Raw genomic sequence first — 14,684 nt, 5'->3', positions numbered from 1 at the left:
AGAGAATGCCAAGAAAACTATATCTCGAACCCCATTTTTCGCCTGACGAGCTGAAGTCTCATTATCGAGCCAGCCAAGACCCAGTAGAATCGCGCCGCTGGCATCTGCTGTGGCTCGTCAGTGAGCAAACAACGCTAACTCAAGCAGCCCAAGTGGTCGGTCTCAACTACGATTACGCTCGAGAAATCGTCAGGGAGTATAACCACAATGGCGCCCATGGGTTACGCAACCGACGCAAAGATAAGCGACCTCATCAATCTCGCAGTCTTCTGACTCAAGACCAATGTGCACAATTGTTGACTCGTCTACAAACCCCACCCGCCGACGGTGGTCTATGGAACGGCCCCAAAGTAGCCCAGGTCATCGCTCAGATGACAGGAGTCGATAAGGTTTGGCCCCAACGCGGTTGGGACTATCTCAAGCGATTGGAGCAGTCCCTGCAATGCCCACGTCCTCACCACCGTAAAGGTGAACCAGAGGCCCAAGCCGCTTTTAAAAAACTGCCTAAGTACAAAGCAGAATTGGAGCGACGCTACCCTAATGCTCAGGTCGAAGTTTGGTCCTTGGATGAACATCGTTTAGGCCTTAAACCCATTATTCGAAAGATTTGGGCGCCTGTGGGTCAGCGTCCAATTGCTGAGGTGGACCATCGCTATGAATGGACCTATCTGTATGGATTCGTTCATCCCGCAACTGGCAATACCGAATGGTTCATTCTGCCTCGGGTCAATGGAGAATGGTTTAATCAAGCCCTACAAAGCTTTGCTCAGCAAGTTGGAGCGGGAAAGCACAAACAGATTCTTCTCGTTCTCGATGGAGCCGGATGGCATACCTGTAAAATCTGGTGGTACCTAAAGGCATTCATCTGAAGGTTTTACCCCCCTATTCTCCAGAGCTACAGCCCGCTGAACGGTTGTGGCGGCTAGCGGATGAACCACTGGCCAATCGATGCTTTGAGACCCTGGATGAGTTGGAAGATGTGCTCGAGCAGCGCTGTCGAACTTTAATGACAATGCAATCAGACATTCAAGCTCTCACTCACTACCATTGGTGGCCAGCTTGACAGATAAGATATTTCGGGGGTTAATGAGTCGGATTTGGTATTATTCCCTATCCGGTGCGTTGCCGAACTTGCTTATAAACCGAGGCGACAACCCATTTAAAATCATAGAGTTCTATGAACAACTTTGACCTAGCAAAGGTTAGCCATGGCACCATAGGAATGAATCCAGGCTCAGTTACTTCGCTGTTCCCCCAGTATTTTGTGTACCTTCTTAAATCAGTACTATTGCGTAAGTGGATAGAACGGCAGTCCCAATAGTTCCGTAATTTAATCGTTTTTCTCTCATGGGCCTAGATTTAAGCTACATTTAGCTGCACTTAGGTCAAGGTTATGAAGCTCGCCCATGAACTGCATCAACTGTTAACAGACGATTCTCGCCTCGAAACATTGCCTGAGTTTTTCCTATCCGGTTCCGTTAGCGACCCTAGCCATACAAAGCGGCGCATGCAGCAGCGGGCCATTTCCACCGATATGATCGAACTAGCGCTCCTATACGGTAAGCAGGAATATCACAGCCACGCAAAAACCTACACGATCTTAGATAAAACCCTGAGAAACACCCCCTACCAAAGGTTTGTCGACAAGCTTAGAGGTTTGCGGGTCATAGCCCTAGAAACTGCTCGCGGATTAAAGGTGACCAGTGTTTACTGGGCCTGGAACTTACGCTAGCGATTCAGCAGATTTTGCACTCTGGTTTGCAAGCCCTTAATCGCTTCATCGATGGCCTGGGTAATTTCTTGCCAAGCTTCATCTGCCGCATTGGCAATATCAGTGAGCTTTAGCTGGGCATCGGCGAGGTGTTGCTCTAACTGTTCAATCTCTTCATGTTGGGCCTGTTCTAAGATGCGATCGCGATCCGATTTCAACTGCGCTAAAGTCGCTTTGACATCACTGATTTGGGTCTCAATTCGTTGGATATAGGCCAATTTGTCACTCATTTTTTTACTTCTCCTAACAACAGGCTGTGGGTGGTCCTAGCCAACCACTGAGGTGACGCCTAAACAAACCGCCGGGACGACAAAAAACACGCCGACGATATAGGCAAACGCAATGGACTTTTTGTCACTGGCCACAACTGCAAGGGTTTCGGCTCCTTGAATGGGTAAGCGGCAGAGGAAGGGAATGCCATAGATGACAACCACGCCTAAAAAGTTGTAGAGCATATGCACCATGGCAATTTCCAAAGCTGGTACTGCTTCAGCTCCTGATACAGACGTGGCTGCCAATAGGGCGGTAATGCAGGTGCCGATATTCGCTCCCAAGGTGAAGGGATATATCTGCGAAAGCCCAAACACTCCGGATCCGGCTAGAGGAACCATTAAGCTCGTTGTCGTGGAAGAAGACTGCACCAAAATCGTAATCAGTGTACCCGCCGCAATCCCAGCAATTGGTCCTCGGCCAATGGCCACATGCAAGATGTCTTTGGCCCGCCCCACCATCAGCACTTTGAGCAGCTTGCCCACGAAACCAATGGTCAAGAAAATCAGTACAATCCCCACAATAATTAGGGCAACGCCGTCAAAAGGAGCAGGTAGGATTTTCGTTCCACCTTTAGCAACTTCTACAATCGGCTTTGTGGCTGCTTTCACCACATTCATATCCTTCATACTGACCGAATTGCTCCCCACCATTAGGTTGGCAAAGAATAGCCCCATTCTTTCTAAGGGATGGAAAAAGATTTCTAGAGGCAGAAAAATAACGACACTCAGAAGATTGAAAAAGTCATGAACCGTGGCCGCTGCAAAGGCTCGCTTAAATTCATCTTTGTTGCCCACATGGCCCAAACTCACCAGGGTATTGGTAATTGTGGTGCCAATATTCGCCCCCATGACCATCGGTACTGCCGTGGCCACGGGTAAGCCCCCAGCCACTAAGCCGACAATAATAGAAGTTACGGTACTCGAAGACTGGATTAAAGCCGTAGCCACTGTTCCCACAATCAACCCCATAAAAGGGTTAGTGGCAAAGGCAAACAGTTCTTTCGCTTGGTCCCCCGTGGCTGACTTAAAGCCAGATCCGATCATGCCGACAGCGGCAATTAATAAATAAACCAGTAAGACAACCCCTATCCATTGCCAAATTGGATTTCCCTTTTGGCTCGGTTGATCAACCTCTGGTCTTTGGTCTGCCAGGGTACTCATTGATGGTTACACTCCTATTTTGGCATTCGTTTCCAAAGCCTAAATTTAGAAGGTAAACAGTAGATAATTCCTCGGTTAACCTTGTCCTAAGTCCACAGCGTCAACCAGGCTAGGGGGGAGTCTAAATCATGAGATCCTGACTATAGGCAGAAATCCTATCTTTTCACCTGGTTTCCATCACTGAGCAGTACGGTAAATGGCAAAGCGTTTTTGGTTGGGAATTGCAGCAGTACAAGTGCTGGCACTCGGGCTGCTCTATTTCACCTGGCCCCCAGTGGTCCTGACCTTGCTGGTGCCAGAGGATGAAGCGCAAGCGTGGAAACCCTTAATCCAAAAATTTGAAGCCAAACATCCCAAAACCAAAATTAGCCTGATCACCACAAAAAATTTAGGCGGCTTTTTATCCAAGCAGCTTAAGGAAGGCTCCTGCTTACCCCAAGGGTCTCCTGACTTGGTATATATCGATGTGATTTGGGTACCTGAATTCGCGGTTCGAGGCTGTCTGCAGGATCTTTCCGGGCGGTTTGATGCGGAGATGCGATCGCAATTCACATCCCAAGCCGTCAAAGATGGAGAATACTTCGGCAAGTCCTATCGCATTCCCCTACGGTCCGATATGGGCATGCTCTACTACCGCTCTGATTTACTTGCACAGGCTGGCTACCCGCAACCGCCCCAGACCTTCACAGACTTAATTAAAATCTCCCAAACCCTCAAACAAAAGCAGCTAGTGGAATGGGGCTTTCTCTGGCAAGGCGATCAGTACGAAGGGAAAATTGCCACCTTTGTCGAAATACTGGCAGGACATGGAGGCTACTGGGTTGATGATCAAACCCGCCAGGTCGGACTCGATCAACCCGAGGCTATTCAGGCCGTACAGTTTCTACGCAACACCTTAACCAGTAAGGTGTCCCCCACCAGTGTCCTGACCTATAGCGAAGCAGAATCCCTCGCTCAATTTAAGAGGGGCAAAAGCATGTTTTTGCGGCACTGGCCCAGAGCGCAGCTCTTACTGGCTGAAGACAAGTTGGTTAAATCAGTGCCGATGCAACTACAGACCCAGGGCCATTCAGGCGGTCCTTGCAATGGCAGTTGGGGCCTAGGCATTGCCAAAAAAACACAGCATTCTGATCAAGCTTGGCGAGCCATTCGGTTTTTCACTAGTGAGAAAGCCCAGCGCCAATTTACCCAAGCCACTCAATTTATCCCCAGTCATAAAGAGGTATTAAAACAAGAATCACCTGAGATCCAGCAAGCGATCACCAAGGTCATTTATCGACCTCGCATTCCAGAATATGATCAAGCCTCAGACATCTTGCAAGCTGCTCTCAGCCAAGCTCTTAATCCCGACACCTCTGATCAGGCCGTCGAGGAAATCATGAAAAAAGCCACTGCAGAAACCGACCAACTATTGAATCCCCCTTCATAATCCCAAGGATGGAAGATGGCGCTGCACTTGCTGATTTGTCCCCTCAGCCGGTTGGCTATTTTCATGAGCTTGCCACCACAACAGGCCACTAATGAGCAGGATGGAGAACAGAATCAGGTTCAGCAACGATCCCCAAGGGAAAGACCCCGGCGAAGTCTCTCCTTCAGATAAATTTTGGGTCTGGGGAGGAGAAATAAGGTTTTCTGGTTGAATATTTTTCAAGACCTCAGCCGCGGATTGAGGACGGTCTCGAACCAACGGAGACATTAATTGATCAATCCAATCGGCAAGCACCACCGAAACATCAGGGGCCTTCTCTCGCCAAACTAATTGTCCACCATCATCAACCCGCAGATTGTAGGGTGGAATTTGGGTGATCAAATGCACCCAACTACGCCCCAAAGCGAAAAAATCGGACTGCTGTACCGTTCTCCCATCCATCTGTTCTGGAGGTGTATATCCCGCCGCAAACACACAGGTATCGGTAACCGTTATTTCGGGTCGAGGGGGAATGTCACCAGCTTCTTCCGGGTGAGGTCGAACTTGTTTAACCGCGCCAAAGTCAATCAAAACCAGCTGTCCGTCCGGTCGCAACATGATATTGGAGGGTTTAATATCTCGATGCCAAATATTTTGAGTATGCAGATAGTCCAAAATAGTCAGCAATTCCCGAAGCCACTTCAAAAGAGTGGCACTATCAATTGGCGGTTGCTCCTGTAGCCAGTCCCGTAGATTTTTCCCTTCAACCTTTTCCATCACGAAATAATGGATTTCTCGACGCGTGGCTGGCTCCACAACTGAAAAATAGCCATTGTCCGCACGATCTTGAGGATCAATTTTTGGAATAGCAGGATGATCCAGGCTTTGTAAATAGATTGCCTCTTGTATAAACAACCGTTCTAAATCGCCGCCATTGTACTTGAGGAGCTTCAGCACTTTCGGCGTTGGCTCTGATTGATGAGTACAGCGCAGATCTTCAATTTCAAACACTTCAGTATTGCCCGATCGCTCAAGGTTCACTAAGGGCCGAATCAGACGATAGTTCTGGTTAAGAATTAATGGTGTTTCGCAACTTTGACAAACCTCTGCTTTTGCAGGATTTTGTCGCTGTTTACACTTAGGATTGGGACAATACACCATCGATTGATTAGGCTTCAGACACCATAATTTGTTGGGTGACCTCTTTGATCACCGGCGGCAGAATAAACCCCTGATCCACATGTTCAATCAGGGACCGCTGGCGAAGGGACGAGAGGGCACTCATAAGGTCTTGGGCATTGATACTGGAGAATTGGGCTTGCAGTTGCTTAAAACCTAACCCATCACTTTGCTCCGCGAGGATATACAAAATTCGTCGTTCTAAATCTGAAACCCGGTCAAAAATTCGCTCGATAAAATTGTGAATATCTCTGGTGAATAAGCTGGTCTCTAAGAAGTCACTGACATTGCCACCAAAAACTTCCTTGATGGTTTCAGCGACCAGCTTAAGCATCATCGGATTACCCCGATACCCATTCACTAGATATTGCCATTTATCTTCTCCCGTCAGTCCCTTGTTCTGAAGAATCGCTTTCGCTTGCTCCAATTCCAACCCGCGCAACTTAAAGGACCCCACTGGCAAGGTTTGGCCTTCGAGATAGGCGACCTCACTGAGTTTCTCCTGACTCGTCGTCACAATGCAGCTTTGATGAGGCACCGTTCCCACCAGATGAATCAATTGACTGTAGTTTTCATAATTTGGTTGGTAACTCCCCGCCAAGTCGCCCTTACGGCTAAAGGATTCTAAACCATTCAGGACGACGAGACATCGATGGTGCTGAAGATAATCTAGGACCCAATCCATTTGCTCAGATACCGTCGCCAGAGCAGGGTCTAATGGTGAACCGTGGAGAAACGTCGTTAGTTCAGTGAGTAAATCTTGTAGTAAAGGGGCATAGTACAGGGAACGCCAAAAAATTTTCTCAAAGTGAGGCTGCAATCGTTGCGTTAATTTAACGGACAAGGTTGTTTTGCCAATCCCAGAAATCCCATAGAGTGCCAGCAAGCGATACTGATCTTGGATAATCCATCGCTCTAGTTGTTCTAACTCTGCAGTACGACCATAAAACACCGATACATCGGGGGCATTGCCCCAATCCACCTGCTCTGGCTCGGCAGCTTTTACAGCCGTTCCCTTTTCGAGGGCTTCTTGGTAACGCGTCACCAGAAGTTGCTGCAGCTTTGTGAGTTTAACGGGACCTCGGCCAGCAATCCCAAATTTCTGATAGACCTCACTGAGGCGTTTGCGGGCTGCATCCCCACTAATTCCAAGCTGTTCGCCAATATCAGCGGTGGAATACCCGGCTAGTCCAAGTTTAAGGGCTGCTAATTCAGACTTGGATACACCCTGTTGAGTGGCTAAGTCACTCAAGAACTCTGGAGGAATCACTCCAATAAACTCACATAAATAATGATCTTCCTCATTCTATCTCTAATTCACAACTTTTATATGAGGTCGATCTCAACTATGTGAGCATCCCTTTATCTCCTTTATGTTTAGGTCTTTAAGGGAGACGGAGTAAGTCTATGCTCCTAAACTCAAGCTTACCAAGCTATTTATCTCTACACTTGGACAGATAAAGGCTCTATTCATGATCAACTTGAGTAACCTCATGTGAGAAAAATCATTGACAAATCTCACATAAAAGAGATATCTTATGTGAGAACGGGATTGAAACAGCGTTCCATAACGTTATACACCCACCTTTCAGTCCCTTCTCTATCGCATCAAGAGGAGCGATTTATGCACCCTCACTTCAAAACAAGACCCCTCCATATTGACCAGGCATGGCGGTCTTGAACGTGTCATCCACGTGCTGACAGACGGTCTAGTCCGGCAAGGACATCAGGTCAGTAACCCCTCACTTTTTGCACCCTGTCCTCAACTTCCTGTGATCAACATTAGCGAGGCCCAGAAACAAACGATGCTCCACCTCAATTACAGTGATACGATTCACAACACCATTGACTTATCTCGATATCCCTTCGCAGCTGAATACCAGACTCCGCCTTACATTGCCTTTGTCGGACGGATGGCTCCAGAGACTGGTCCACAGTTTGCGATCGCAATTGCCCAACATGCCGGGTTTCCTCTAAAAATGGCAGGCAAAATTGACCCTTCCGAGCAAGACTTTTTCGAACATCAAATCAAACCTCACATTGACGGTCAACGCATCCAGTATCTGGGAGAAGTCAACCATGCCCAAAAAGCAGATCTCCTCGCCAAAGCAGCCGTCACTGTTTTTCCCATTATTTGGGATGAGCCTTTTGGCCTAATGATGCTGGAATCGATGGCCTGCGGCACCCCCGTTATTGGTATGAACTGTGGGTTAGTCCCCGAAGTAATTGCGGATGGAAAATCTGGGTTTATCTGCTCCACGATTAATGAATTTGTAAAGAAAATTCCAGCGGCCCTTCAACTCAGTCGGGAAGACTGCCGCCACCATGTAGAAACCATATTTCACCCCACAGACAGGGTGGCCCAATACGAGCAAGCCTATCGTCAGAATAGGGGTCAAACCAGTCAAAATAATTTGCTTACTTTTCAGCGACAACGGTCTTAACAACAGTTCTGCTTGTTGCCGTTACCAGAGAATTTCTTTATGAAATCTACAATCCATACACTTGTTGGTACTGGAATCGTCACTGCCATTACAGTCACCCCCCTAACTGCTGTAGCAACCATCCACCAGGGAGTTCCCTCTCCACTTCAACTGCATCCAGTCACAGAAGCGGTTCATATGGCGGATAGCGCAATGGTTTATGACTCAGCCCTTACCCCAACGTCCAAAATCTCAGCTAAGGGGTTGGCCCAACGCACGGTTATCCCCAGAACACCCACACCACCCTTGTCCTACCTGCCCTTTGATCAATCAGTGGCAGTGGCATCAAACTCGCCCCGTCGCCAACCCCGCTCATCAACTAACCGTTCTTTTGATTGGGTATGGATGATTATTTTTGTGAGCTTTAGCGGCTTTATTGTTTGGCGATTTCTAACCCATACATCCAGTGACAATCGAAGGAGTAACGATAGTAGCTGGTTTGATTTGTTTAACCATGACAGTAGTAGCGATTCCAACACCCATAGCGATTATGGGAACTATAGCGATAGTAGCGATTTTGGCGGGGGTAGCAGTGATGGAGGTGGCGACGGCGGAGATTGGTAAGCCTGTTTCCAAGCTGGCTTTCCTCCACAGGGGAGCACAATTGGGAAATTGAGCCCATTCCTCCAGCCCTGGGTTCACCCACCGCTGTGCCGCTACTGAGGGAACCTTGCCCTCACTTTATTTCACGAGTATTCGATATGAAAACAATCGGTTTTAGAACTGGCCAGGTAATCGGCGTTGGCACTGGCATTACAATGGCCATCGGCTCCCCGTCGGTCTTCCCCACCCCTCTTTAGCCATTGAGGCAATCCCCAAACCACATCAGCGGAGTCAGACAAAAACCTGGCCAAGGACAATCAGCTTAAATTCGACATCAGCACCATCAGAATATTTGGCGTCTAGTGTTTTCACAACTCACATCCCTTCCAAGGCAAAGCAAATCTCTCATCGTAAATCTGCCATTGCCCAATCCTCACCTTCTGAACGCCGCGCCCCCCAATCGTCCGCAAGACACCCTTGGGATTGGATTCCATCCGTCTTTTTCTTGGGGTTTGCCATTGGCATCATCAGACGGGTGGCGATGAGTCTCACAGGCAGAAGTCGCTACAGTTACGGCAGGTTTCACCAAGGTTTAGAGAGCCATAGCAGTTCTAATAACTTCGATGATGCAGGTGATTTGAGCGAAGGCAGTCATAGGGGTGATAGCGGAGATTTTTAAATCGTTTTAAGACTTTTTGGGGGATCTTTAACTCTTTGTCTAGTTCAGGAGCGTCCAGAATGAAAACGACCTATTTCAGTCTTTATAAAGGTATCGGAATTGGGTTGGGGATTACAGTTACAGCGCTACCGCTCCATGCCTGGGCCGTGCCCTACAAGCAAGTTCCCAATCCTCGTCAACAAAACGGAGGCTGGGTGACCGATATGGCCAATGTTCTCAGCCCGCAAACTGAAACCCAACTCAATCAGCTTATTACTGATTTAGAGGCCAAGAATGGCAGTGAAATCGCCGTTGTTACCGTTGCCAATACGGCCCCCTCAGCTTCACCTAAAGCCTTTGCGACCAGCCTATTCAACCACTGGGGCATCGGTAAGCAAGCAGAAAATAACGGTGTTTTATTCTTAATTTCCAAAGGCGATCGCCGCGTTGAAATTGAAACGGGCTATGGGGTTGAAGCCATTTTGCCCGATGCCAAAGTGGGGCAAATGATTGACCAGCAAATCCTGCCCAAATTCAAGACAGGCAATTTTGATCAAGGGACTTTAAGCGGAACAAAACTTTTAGTCAGCCATCTTGGCGCTGATCCATCTAGCCCTGTTGCCTTAAATCCAACCAACACTCAACCACTAGTTTCCACCCCTTCGCCAAACAGCTCTGATTTGTCTTGGTTATTGTGGGTATTAGGCTGTGGAGGGCTAGCAGGCACTATGGCCTTTCTAATTAAAAGGAAAAAAGGAACGCTCTTGAAACCTGGGAAACGATCTCGCGTCTCCCGAGAAAAATATAGTGACGACTTGGGATTATTACCTCCCCGCTGTATGTATTGCCGAAAAAGTCTCAGAAAGATAAATTCTGACATCCTCTCGTCCCACCTCACCACCATTGAACAAACTGCACAAAAAATGGGGAGTGTAAAGTTTGTCGGTTGGCAATGTGCTCAATCTTGTGGCAAAGCCGCAGATTCTATTCATATTCGCGCTTATATTTGGAATCCAATCTCTTTCCAAGAATGTTCTGACTGCAAAGAATATACGATTCGCCACTCTGCTGAAACCTTGGTAAAAGCAACAGAACAAGACTGTGGGAAGCAATTTATTACCCAAATGTGTGCCTGTTGTGGACTCTACAAGGAATATCAGACAAAAACGCCTCGTCTAAAACCTGTCCCATCCCGTTCTAGTAGCGCCAGTGGGGCGAGCAGCTCTGACACGTACGGTGGCTACGGTGGTGGGGGATTTGGCGGCGGCGGTAGCGGCGGGGGAGGATTTGGCGGCGGTAGCAGTGGCGGTGGGGGAGCCGGGGGGAGTTGGTAACTCACAATTGTTTGAGAAGTGAAGACAATGAATCCTAAAAAGCGAACGATACCAGCCAGTGATGCTCCTGCAATTTTTGAACTAGCCTCTCAATACGCCTCTGCAGACCTAGACAATTACTCTAGAGCAGAGCTGGAAATGGCCGCAGCAGAAGCAGGTATTCCAGTCGAGTATATTCCTCAAGCCATTGCCGAAATTCAGGCTCAAAACGTCAAAAAAATAGCAAAAAGACAGAATACAGGACGATGGACGAGGAAGTGGCTACTTATAAGCTCTATTGCTATAATAGGGAGCATAGGGTGGAGTATTGCCACATATAACGCGATTACCAAGCGACAAATTCAGGTAGAAGCGGCTTGGGCACAAGTCGAGAACCAACGCCAGCGGCGGGCAGATTTAATTCCGCAGTTGGTCAAAGTTACTCAAGCTTACACCACCCATGAAAGCAACCTGGTCACAACGCTCATCGAGGCGCAGCAAGCCTACTTAGAGGCTCGCAGTCTTGAACAGCAGCAGGATGCAATTACAAAAATAGATCAGGCCATTGATCAGTTTCAAACCTATGCCCTGAACCATTCGGCTCTAAAATCTAGCCAGCTTTATATCAACCTCAAGTATGAAATCACTGGCACGGAAAACCGGCTGGCCGTAGAACGAATGCGATATAACCAGGCCGTACAAAGCTTCCAACAGCAACTGCAAGGATTCCCTAATGCAGTCATTACCGAGCTTTCAGGATTTGAATCAAAGCCTTTTCTAAAAGCAGATTAACGTTGGGCCAGGGCACATAGGCCCAAATGATTCAGGGTGCTTTTCTCAGCTTATTAACCCATAAGGACGCCACTTCGTAAGCGTCAATTGGATGAATTCCACTTTTTGAACCTGGAAGGTTTATTGGAGACAAATGATATGAACAACGTTAAAAACTATGTTGGTTGGTTGAACTGGAAAACGGGACTAGGACTGTTTATTGCTCTGATTGGTGTGAATACTTTTCAGTCTCTTGGCCCCACTCAGATTGGTGTTTATAAGTTCTTAGGCAAAGTACAAAAAGGGTCAATGGCCCAAAGTGGTCTGAACTTTAAGTGCCCATTACTCTGCGGGATTGATGTTTACGATGCCAATATCCAAGAAGAGCAGTTCCCAGCAGCAGCCGCGACCAAGGATTTACAAGACCTCACCGCAGAGCTAACGGTTTTTTACACCATCGATCCAGGTCCACTAGCAGATACTAGAACCCGTATCGGCACCATGTCTCAAGTTACAGGTAAGGTCAGATCCCTCACCCAAGAAGCATTTAAGGCATCCAGTGCTCAATATACGGCTGAAGAAGCGATTACTAAGCGTGAACAGCTCCGCAAGGCTTTTGACGAAGGGATGACCAAACGTCTCTCTAGCTTTGGCATCAACTTCGAAGGCAGTGCCATCGAAAACCTCAGCTTTAGTCCTAAATTTAATGAAGCTGTTGAAGCCAAGCAAATTGCCGAACAGCAAGCTAAGCAAGCTATTTTTGACGCCAAAAAAGCTGAAGCTCAAGCGCAAGCAGAAATCAACCGCGCCAAAGGTAAAGCTGAAGCCCAGCGCCTTTTGGCTGAAACCTTGAAGAGCCAAGGGGGCAAGCTAGTACTGCAAAAAGAAGCGATCGCAGCCTGGCGTGAAGGCGGTGCTCAAATGCCCAAGGTGTTGGTAATGGATAGTAAAGGCAACAACAGCGTTCCATTTCTGTTTAATTTAGGAGATATGGAAGCCCAGCAATAGTAGGTATAAAGCTTGCAGCAGTCTGTTCAAAAAACTGCTGCGAGTTCACACAGAAAATTCTGTATTTTAAGTCAATGCTTACAGATAGGAGGACGATAAAGATAATCAGATTTATAGGATTATTTATATCCTCTACGACATTATTTTTCTTATGGCATCATATACAAATTTATATCGAAATAATCGCGCCATTGTCAGAGAATATTTTACAGGCAGAAGAGTTAAATAACTGGCATCGTACAGCTTTACTATTCTTCCTGTTCCCATTATGCGCTGTTGCCTGCCATTTAATCTCCATGTACAGCCATAAGCAGGATCCTTGGGAAAAAATCAATACTTTGTGTCCCATTGGGCTCAGAGCAATATTTTACGGAATATCTATATTGGCATGGGTTGATGGGGCGTATTGCCATGTGATTCTCTTTTCGATTCCCGCCCGCAATTCCTATAAAATATGGAATTATTGGAGAGAACGAAGTGTTTTAGATGGCCAAATATTTTGCTATAGCATCTTTGTTTTAGTTTTCATTACTCTATTTCTGGTTACCTATCAGAAACAGGCTCGATAATAAATCGATTGTGCATCAACAAAGTGTGGGATAGGTAGCTAAATCTTGCCATTTTCAAGGATTATCCATCAGTTCAGCACGTTGTGCAGCCGTATTCTTGAATCGAGAGTGGCACCAGATCCAGTTAAAATAGGTCAGCACCAGTCTTAAGGCCACTGCATGTTGTTGCCAGACTTTACCAAATTTGTTCTGTCGTCGATGCCAGCGCCCAGTCTGTTGACGTAGTATTCCATTGGTCCGCTCTAACCATTGGGTCAAGACTTTACTCACATGATGGATCACCTTATCGGGTAGTTGTCGTGAATACCCTTCCCAGCCATCAGTTTGCCAATTGTGACAGACGATTTTGCCCTCAGTATTCTCAATCAACTCTTGAGCGAGTTCGTCGGTATGTTTGCCAATACGGCCACTGAGCACCAAGCCACTGTCTTTAGAGAGACTCAACGCTATCCAGCAATCACCGACGCTCAACTCTTCCGGGTCACAGGGCTTTTGCTTTTTTTGACAAAGGACCACAACTCATCTGCATTGATGACGTTGGTCGCAACGGATTGAACGTCTTGATTGTGAATCATTTGGGCTTTATGACTCGCTGAACGAACCACGCTTACACAGGTGTTATAGGCTACACCTGTGATCCGAGATAGGCCCCTCAGACTAATGCCTTCAGCATGAGATTGAAGGATGGTCTGAAGGTTTTGAGGAGAAATCTGACGGCGATAATAGAGGGTATCAAAGGTTTCACTGAAAGTTCGCTGGCAGTGGAGGCAACGGTAACGTTGGCTGCCTTTACTGGTTTTACCGTGTTTGTGGGTCGTTGGATGACCACATAGAGGGCATTGCATAACTCAACTCCCTATCGGTTTAGCAATCCCACACTTTTTTGTTGCACGACCAGTCAGTATGTCCCATGAGCCCATAAGTGGATGCGATAGTTTTTTTATTGGGACTTATCCTAAACTTCAGGTTCTCGAACTGCACATAAACTACAGACAGACCAGCGTTGTAGTTCAGTCTTAGGTGTTGGACATTGGCAGATTGGGCAAGTCGGATACCCATGAGACCGTTTGTGAATAGCATTCGTCCACCGTTCAAATGCCTCATTCGGATCAGGGCTAGGTTCCAGTCGATCAACGGGTAAAGCAGGGAGCAAACTAGCAGGGGTAATCGACGGCGGGACTGAAGATCGGCGATGGGTATTGTTCGATCGTCTTGGCCATTGACTTGTGGAAAAACGAATATCTGTAAATTCGTAGGAGAGCTGGATATTTAGTTTATGAAGAATGCGGCTCCGTTCGAACGCCAAATTTTGAGCCCAGGCAGAACTAGCCGTGGCCACAAGCAAAATTTTTCGGGGTGTAATTTGGATGGGTTGAGTTTGGGCCGCAACGACAGGTCCTACAATCTGAGTCCAGGTATCTAACAACTGCACAAATTCCTGTTCATGCTGCCAATGGGTTTGTTTTAAGGTTGATAAAACTTGTTGGACGGGGTGTAGAGACATAACCGATTACAACAACAGAGAAGACAAATACCGCCTGAACTCAA

17 protein-coding genes are annotated in these 14,684 nt (G+C 47.3%); 10 read left to right on the top strand and 7 right to left on the bottom strand.

The genetic code is table 11. The annotated features are described in order from the left end of the window. The first annotated feature begins 5 nt into the window (after window positions 1-5). From ON05_RS03950 to ON05_RS03940, 3 genes are all read left to right on the top strand, one after another. Window positions 6-869, top strand: a complete 864-nt coding sequence (locus ON05_RS03950) for an IS630 family transposase (RefSeq protein ID WP_262561167.1) — start codon at window positions 6-8, stop codon at window positions 867-869. Beyond that, window positions 845-1,063, top strand: a complete 219-nt coding sequence (locus tag ON05_RS03945; protein WP_085945171.1) for a transposase — start codon at window positions 845-847, stop codon at window positions 1,061-1,063. Before ON05_RS03950 ends, ON05_RS03945 begins: the two co-directional genes overlap by 25 nt. A 330-nt stretch (window positions 1,064-1,393) precedes the next feature. Then, window positions 1,394-1,732, top strand: coding sequence for a DUF4258 domain-containing protein (locus tag ON05_RS03940; protein WP_010477371.1), 339 nt, complete (start codon window positions 1,394-1,396; stop codon window positions 1,730-1,732). Here ON05_RS03940 and ON05_RS03935 read toward each other — a convergent pair. Both ON05_RS03935 and ON05_RS03930 read right to left on the bottom strand, forming a co-directional pair. Then, window positions 1,729-2,001 (bottom strand): hypothetical protein, encoded by a 273-nt coding sequence (locus ON05_RS03935; RefSeq protein WP_010477369.1) that lies wholly within the window; start codon window positions 1,999-2,001, stop codon window positions 1,729-1,731. The two genes, ON05_RS03940 and ON05_RS03935, sit on opposite strands and share 4 nt — an antisense overlap. Before the next feature lie 36 nt (window positions 2,002-2,037). Continuing rightward, on the bottom strand, window positions 2,038-3,204 hold the full coding sequence (locus ON05_RS03930) for a Na/Pi symporter (protein WP_010477367.1): 1,167 nt from the start codon (window positions 3,202-3,204) through the stop codon (window positions 2,038-2,040). A gap of 196 nt (window positions 3,205-3,400) precedes the next feature. On the opposite strand from ON05_RS03930, the gene ON05_RS03925 reads away from it, so the two are divergent. Next, window positions 3,401-4,633, top strand: coding sequence for an extracellular solute-binding protein (locus ON05_RS03925; RefSeq protein ID WP_010477365.1), 1,233 nt, complete (start codon window positions 3,401-3,403; stop codon window positions 4,631-4,633). On the opposite strand, the gene ON05_RS03920 is transcribed toward ON05_RS03925, so the two are convergent. Together ON05_RS03920 and ON05_RS03915 are read right to left on the bottom strand one after the other, a co-directional pair. After that, a complete protein-coding gene (locus ON05_RS03920) occupies window positions 4,628-5,773 on the bottom strand; it encodes a serine/threonine-protein kinase (protein ID WP_010477363.1) in 1,146 nt (381 codons plus the stop codon). The two genes, ON05_RS03925 and ON05_RS03920, sit on opposite strands and share 6 nt — an antisense overlap. A 7-nt stretch (window positions 5,774-5,780) precedes the next feature. Beyond that, window positions 5,781-7,061: an NB-ARC domain-containing protein gene (locus ON05_RS03915; protein ID WP_029315468.1), complete on the bottom strand. Its 1,281-nt coding sequence runs from the start codon at window positions 7,059-7,061 to the stop codon at window positions 5,781-5,783. A 424-nt stretch (window positions 7,062-7,485) separates the two neighbouring features. On the opposite strand from ON05_RS03915, the gene ON05_RS03910 reads away from it, so the two are divergent. Then, a complete protein-coding gene (locus ON05_RS03910) occupies window positions 7,486-8,235 on the top strand; it encodes a glycosyltransferase (RefSeq protein ID WP_010477358.1) in 750 nt (249 codons plus the stop codon). A 39-nt stretch (window positions 8,236-8,274) separates the two neighbouring features. Further along, window positions 8,275-8,838 (top strand): hypothetical protein, encoded by a 564-nt coding sequence (locus tag ON05_RS03905; protein WP_010477357.1) that lies wholly within the window; start codon window positions 8,275-8,277, stop codon window positions 8,836-8,838. A 122-nt stretch (window positions 8,839-8,960) separates the two neighbouring features. On the opposite strand, the gene ON05_RS03900 is transcribed toward ON05_RS03905, so the two are convergent. After that, entirely contained in the window at window positions 8,961-9,116 is a 156-nt protein-coding gene (locus ON05_RS03900; protein WP_262561164.1) for a hypothetical protein, read from the bottom strand. Window positions 9,117-9,169: 53 nt separating this feature from the next. Between ON05_RS03900 and ON05_RS03895 the strand changes: the two genes are divergently transcribed. The 4 genes from ON05_RS03895 to ON05_RS03880 all read left to right on the top strand — a co-directional run bounded on the left by ON05_RS03895 (window position 9,170) and on the right by ON05_RS03880 (window position 12,567). Then, a complete protein-coding gene (locus tag ON05_RS03895; RefSeq protein ID WP_262561163.1) occupies window positions 9,170-9,496 on the top strand; it encodes a hypothetical protein in 327 nt (108 codons plus the stop codon). Between the two features lie 59 nt (window positions 9,497-9,555). Next, complete coding sequence (locus tag ON05_RS03890; protein ID WP_262561161.1) at window positions 9,556-10,809, top strand: YgcG family protein; 1,254 nt, start codon at window positions 9,556-9,558, stop codon at window positions 10,807-10,809. A 27-nt stretch (window positions 10,810-10,836) separates the two neighbouring features. Continuing rightward, window positions 10,837-11,580 carry a LemA family protein gene (locus tag ON05_RS03885; RefSeq protein ID WP_010477351.1) on the top strand — a complete coding sequence of 248 codons (744 nt, stop codon included), beginning with the start codon at window positions 10,837-10,839 and terminating at the stop codon, window positions 11,578-11,580. A gap of 138 nt (window positions 11,581-11,718) precedes the next feature. After that, window positions 11,719-12,567, top strand: coding sequence for a prohibitin family protein (locus ON05_RS03880; protein WP_010477350.1), 849 nt, complete (start codon window positions 11,719-11,721; stop codon window positions 12,565-12,567). Between the two features lie 623 nt (window positions 12,568-13,190). Here ON05_RS03880 and ON05_RS03875 read toward each other — a convergent pair. Together ON05_RS03875 and ON05_RS03870 are read right to left on the bottom strand one after the other, a co-directional pair. Then, a protein-coding gene (locus tag ON05_RS03875) for an IS1 family transposase (protein ID WP_085945232.1) occupies window positions 13,191-13,981 on the bottom strand; the annotation gives its coding sequence in 2 pieces (ribosomal slippage) (window positions 13,191-13,639 and window positions 13,639-13,981; 792 coding nt in all). A 110-nt stretch (window positions 13,982-14,091) separates the two neighbouring features. Continuing rightward, window positions 14,092-14,640 (bottom strand): DUF721 domain-containing protein, encoded by a 549-nt coding sequence (locus ON05_RS03870; RefSeq protein WP_010477342.1) that lies wholly within the window; start codon window positions 14,638-14,640, stop codon window positions 14,092-14,094. Window positions 14,641-14,684 lie beyond the last annotated feature (44 nt).

Source organism: Acaryochloris sp. CCMEE 5410, from assembly GCF_000238775.2.
Classification (GTDB): domain Bacteria; phylum Cyanobacteriota; class Cyanobacteriia; order Thermosynechococcales; family Thermosynechococcaceae; genus Acaryochloris.
This window is presented reverse-complemented; position numbering and strand designations above follow the sequence as displayed.

Coding starts and splice junctions, on each gene's coding strand:
- ON05_RS03950 (WP_262561167.1), top strand. CDS start 6: ATGCCAAGAAAACTATATCTCGAACCCCATTTTTCGCCTGACGAGCTG.
- ON05_RS03940 (WP_010477371.1), top strand. CDS start 1,394: ATGAAGCTCGCCCATGAACTGCATCAACTGTTAACAGACGATTCTCGC.
- ON05_RS03935 (WP_010477369.1), bottom strand. CDS start 2,001: ATGAGTGACAAATTGGCCTATATCCAACGAATTGAGACCCAAATCAGT.
- ON05_RS03930 (WP_010477367.1), bottom strand. CDS start 3,204: ATGAGTACCCTGGCAGACCAAAGACCAGAGGTTGATCAACCGAGCCAA.
- ON05_RS03925 (WP_010477365.1), top strand. CDS start 3,401: ATGGCAAAGCGTTTTTGGTTGGGAATTGCAGCAGTACAAGTGCTGGCA.
- ON05_RS03920 (WP_010477363.1), bottom strand. CDS start 5,773: ATGGTGTATTGTCCCAATCCTAAGTGTAAACAGCGACAAAATCCTGCA.
- ON05_RS03905 (WP_010477357.1), top strand. CDS start 8,275: ATGAAATCTACAATCCATACACTTGTTGGTACTGGAATCGTCACTGCC.
- ON05_RS03890 (WP_262561161.1), top strand. CDS start 9,556: ATGAAAACGACCTATTTCAGTCTTTATAAAGGTATCGGAATTGGGTTG.
- ON05_RS03885 (WP_010477351.1), top strand. CDS start 10,837: ATGAATCCTAAAAAGCGAACGATACCAGCCAGTGATGCTCCTGCAATT.
- ON05_RS03880 (WP_010477350.1), top strand. CDS start 11,719: ATGAACAACGTTAAAAACTATGTTGGTTGGTTGAACTGGAAAACGGGA.
- ON05_RS03870 (WP_010477342.1), bottom strand. CDS start 14,640: ATGTCTCTACACCCCGTCCAACAAGTTTTATCAACCTTAAAACAAACC.